A 3,842-nucleotide genomic window follows, 5' to 3' on the forward strand; every position below is an offset into this window, starting at 1 on the left:
AGTGACTTAGCGAGATAAAATGAGGGAAATTTGTCAAATAAGGCTTTCCATTATCATCTACCTTACAATCGATATACTCATCAGTATCCATCATTTTACGAAGCAATACACGGGTACTTAACCAATGCATATTCCTTTTCCCGCTAATCAGACTATCAAGATACGATTTCTCATGCTCTTTTAACTGGAGTTGAGCCAATAATTCATCTGCAGACTCTTCAATCTTCCAAATAGCGAAAGACGTTGAATTGTCGATTTTTTTATGATAAGCGAGAGCCATTTTAAAAATTAAAATACCTGCAAAATTATCTCAAATTAATCATAAATTAGTCCAAATCTTAAGCTTATTTATGATACTTTCTGATAAAGTCATACTCGAAGAAATTGAAAAGGGGAATATCATCATAGAACCCTTCAAAAAAGAGTGTTTAGGCACTAATTCTTATGATGTACACCTAGGTAAATATTTGGCAACATATAAAAATAGAGTCCTAGATGCGAAGGCTCATAATGAAATTGATCATTTTGAAATTCCCAAAGAAGGCTTTGTGCTTCAACCGAACACGCTCTACCTAGGGGTTACACTTGAATACACCGAAACTCACAAGCATGTTCCATTCTTGGAAGGAAAATCGAGTACCGGTCGTTTAGGTATAGATATTCATGCAACTGCAGGAAAGGGTGATGTAGGATTTTGCAATACCTGGACTTTAGAAATTTCATGTGCTCAACCGGTACGAATTTATGCAGGAATGCCAATTGGACAATTAATCTACTTTGTTGTAGAGGGTGATGTAGAAACGATGTACAATACTAAAACGAACGCTAAATACAATAATAAAACTACTCGCCCAGTTGAAAGTATGATGTGGAAGAACGCTTTTTAGAAAAACGATAATTTTTTTCGTTTATTTTAAAAAAGCCTCAATTTTTATTAAATTGAGGCTTAATATTTTAATATAATAGCATCCGAAACTACTAATTGAGTGCTTAACCTAATTATTATTGCTTAATAATTTTAGTAAACATGAAAAAATACCTCATTCTCTTCCTTTCATTAATCATTTCGGCACTTAATTCAGCCTTTGCTCAAGACGATGATCCACTAAAAAAGATTCTCCAACAAATTGAGAAATATCGTTATGAATATCCTCAAGAAAAGGTTCATCTACATTTAGACAAGCCCTATTACGCTATTGGCGATAATATTTGGCTCAAAGCATATGTAGTAACTGCTGAAAAGAACGAGTTATCAAACGTGAGTAAGATATTATATATTGACTTAATTAATGATAAGGACTCGATAAAACAATCTTTAACATTGCCATTGGAATACGGACTAACATGGGGTGATTTTACCTTGACGGATTCGCTAAAAGAGGGCAATTATAGAATTAGAGCCTATACCAATTGGATGAGAAATTTTGGAGAAGAATATTATTTTGATAAAACAATTATCATTGGTAACTCCATTTCGAATACGGTATTAAGTGAAATCGAGTATTTATTTAGCAAGGATCCAAAAGGACAAAAAGTTACGGCCAATATTAAATATAGTGAAATGTCTGGAGCTCCTTTGAGTAATAAGGATGTTACTTATGAAGTGTCATTAGATTCTAGAACGGTTTATAAAGGAAAAGGAATAACAGATGCGGAGGGCAATTTGCAGATTAATTTTGTTAATAATCAGCCCTTTATTTTAAAATCAGGAAGGCTTTTAACCAATATCCGTATAGATGATAGAACAAGCTCTTCAAAAAGTTTCCCGATTAAATCGACATCAAACGAAAGCAGTATTCAATTTTTCCCAGAGGGTGGAGATTTGGTTCAAGGTTTAAGTTCTAAACTTGGTTTTAAGGCTCTTAGTTCAAATGGTTTGGGTATCAAAGTTAGCGGATATGTGGCTGATCAAAATCAAAATAAAATTGCCGAGTTTAAATCAGAACATGCAGGAATGGGAAGTTTTAGACTAAAACCACACAGCACGGATAATTATTCTGCCTACGTAACATTTGAGGATGGATCAGAAAAAATTATTCCTTTACCTAAGATTAAGCAAAGTGGCTATGTTTTAAATACTGATAATACTGACCCTCAAAACTTGAGATTAAAAGTTTCTACAACAGAAGTAGATCAAGTAGATAAGGAATTTACCTTAGTAGCACAGAGTAATGGGCAAGTACTTTTTGTATCAAAAAACAAGGTCAATAGTGCCGTTTTTGCTGCTGAAATTCCTAAATCACGCTTCCCAACAGGCATTCTTCAATTGACATTATTCTCACCCCAAAATGATCCGGTAGCTGAGCGTCTAATTTTTATCAACCATTCCGACTTTTTAGATATTAAACTGAGTTCAGAAAAGACAGAATATCTAACAAGAGAAAAAGTAAAGCTCATGTTAGATGTAAAAGATTCAACAGGAAAACCTAGCATTGGCAGTTTTTCCATTTCAGTTATTGATGAAACAAAGGTACCATTTGATGAAAAAAGCGAAACGAGCATCATTTCAAATTTGCTCCTCAGCTCAGACATCAAGGGTTTTATTGAGGAACCTAATTACTATTTTACAGATATAAACGAGGATAAAATCAGACATCTCGACAATCTATTACTAACTCAAGGCTGGCGCCGTTTTGAATGGCGAAATATTTTATCAGATAATTATCCAAGATTGGCTTTTGAAATTGAGAAAAAAATGCAGGTTAGTGGTAAAGTAACCTCCTCAACCGGAAAACCTATAGTAGGGGGCAAAGTTACCTTGTTCTCATCTTCGGGGACGCAAATGTTATTAGATACCATAACTAATAGTGATGGTACATTCCGATTTGATAATCTATACTTTAATGATAGCACCAAATTTATTGTTCAGGCTAGAAATGAAAAAAACAAGAAAAATGTAGAAATTTTACTTGACATAATACCTGCGCAACTAGTTACCAAAAACAAAAACGAGGCAATGGTACAGGTAAATGTCAACAAATCTCTGCTCAAATACCTAGAAAACAGTCGCGCACAATATGATGACTTCAGAAAAAATGGACTCATTACCAAAAATATTATACTAGATGAAATAAAAATAGTAGAAAAGAAGGCAGAAATAAAAAACTCAGCTAATCTAAACGGAGCTGGTAGGGCAGACGATATAATTAAAGCCGAACAATTACAAAATTGTTTAACAATTGTACAATGTATTCAAGGTAGGTATGCTGGTATTACTGTGATGAACAATATTGTTTACGCAACTAGAAATATGACTTCTTCCTTTTCGGGACCCATTCCAATGCAGGTGGTTTTAGATGGATCCTATGTAGACCCTGATTTTTTGAATATTATCAATCCAAATGATGTAGAAAGTATTGAAATCTTGAAAAGTATTGGAAATACTGCAATTTACGGAATGATGGGTGCCGGTGGCGTACTTATTGTAAATACCAAGCGAGGCGAATATAATAGAAACTATCGAACTTATGCACCTGGAATTATGAGTTATAGTCCAAAAGGATACTCAAGTATCAGAGAATTTTACGCACCAAATTACGATGATCCTGAGACTAACAAAAAGGTGGCAGATTTAAGAACAACCATTTATTGGAATCCACATGTGATTAGTGATTCAACTGGAAGAGCGAGTTTTGAGTTCTTTAATGCCGATGAGAAAGGAAATTATAAAGCAATTGTTGAAGGAATTAATGAAAATGGGACCATTGGCAGGCATATATTCAGATATAGCGTAAAATAAACATGAACACGATAAAAGTTAATATAAAAGATAAAATTGCCGTCCTTTCATTAAATCGAGGTCGCTCGAATGCTATAAACGCGGAAATGGTGAATGAACTGCA

3 protein-coding genes are annotated in these 3,842 nt (G+C 34.0%); 2 read left to right on the forward strand and 1 reads right to left on the reverse strand.

Annotation, left to right across the window (positions count from 1 at the left end; translation table 11 throughout):
• Window positions 1-280: 4'-phosphopantetheinyl transferase family protein (locus ACIQ0D_RS12065; protein ID WP_395805962.1), on the reverse strand; the 280-nt coding region annotated here is incomplete at its 3' end.
• A 70-nt stretch (window positions 281-350) separates the two neighbouring features.
• Here ACIQ0D_RS12065 and dcd point away from each other — a divergent pair.
• Both dcd and ACIQ0D_RS12075 read left to right on the forward strand, forming a co-directional pair.
• The gene (dcd, locus tag ACIQ0D_RS12070) at window positions 351-887 is read left to right on the forward strand and encodes a dCTP deaminase (protein ID WP_395805964.1); all 537 of its coding nucleotides are present in this window, start codon (window positions 351-353) and stop codon (window positions 885-887) included.
• Window positions 888-1,027: 140 nt separating this feature from the next.
• Window positions 1,028-3,739: a carboxypeptidase regulatory-like domain-containing protein gene (locus ACIQ0D_RS12075; protein WP_395805966.1), complete on the forward strand. Its 2,712-nt coding sequence runs from the start codon at window positions 1,028-1,030 to the stop codon at window positions 3,737-3,739.
• The last annotated feature ends 103 nt before the right edge of the window (window positions 3,740-3,842 follow it).

This window comes from Daejeonella sp., from assembly GCF_044342615.1.
Taxonomy (GTDB): domain Bacteria; phylum Bacteroidota; class Bacteroidia; order Sphingobacteriales; family Sphingobacteriaceae; genus Daejeonella.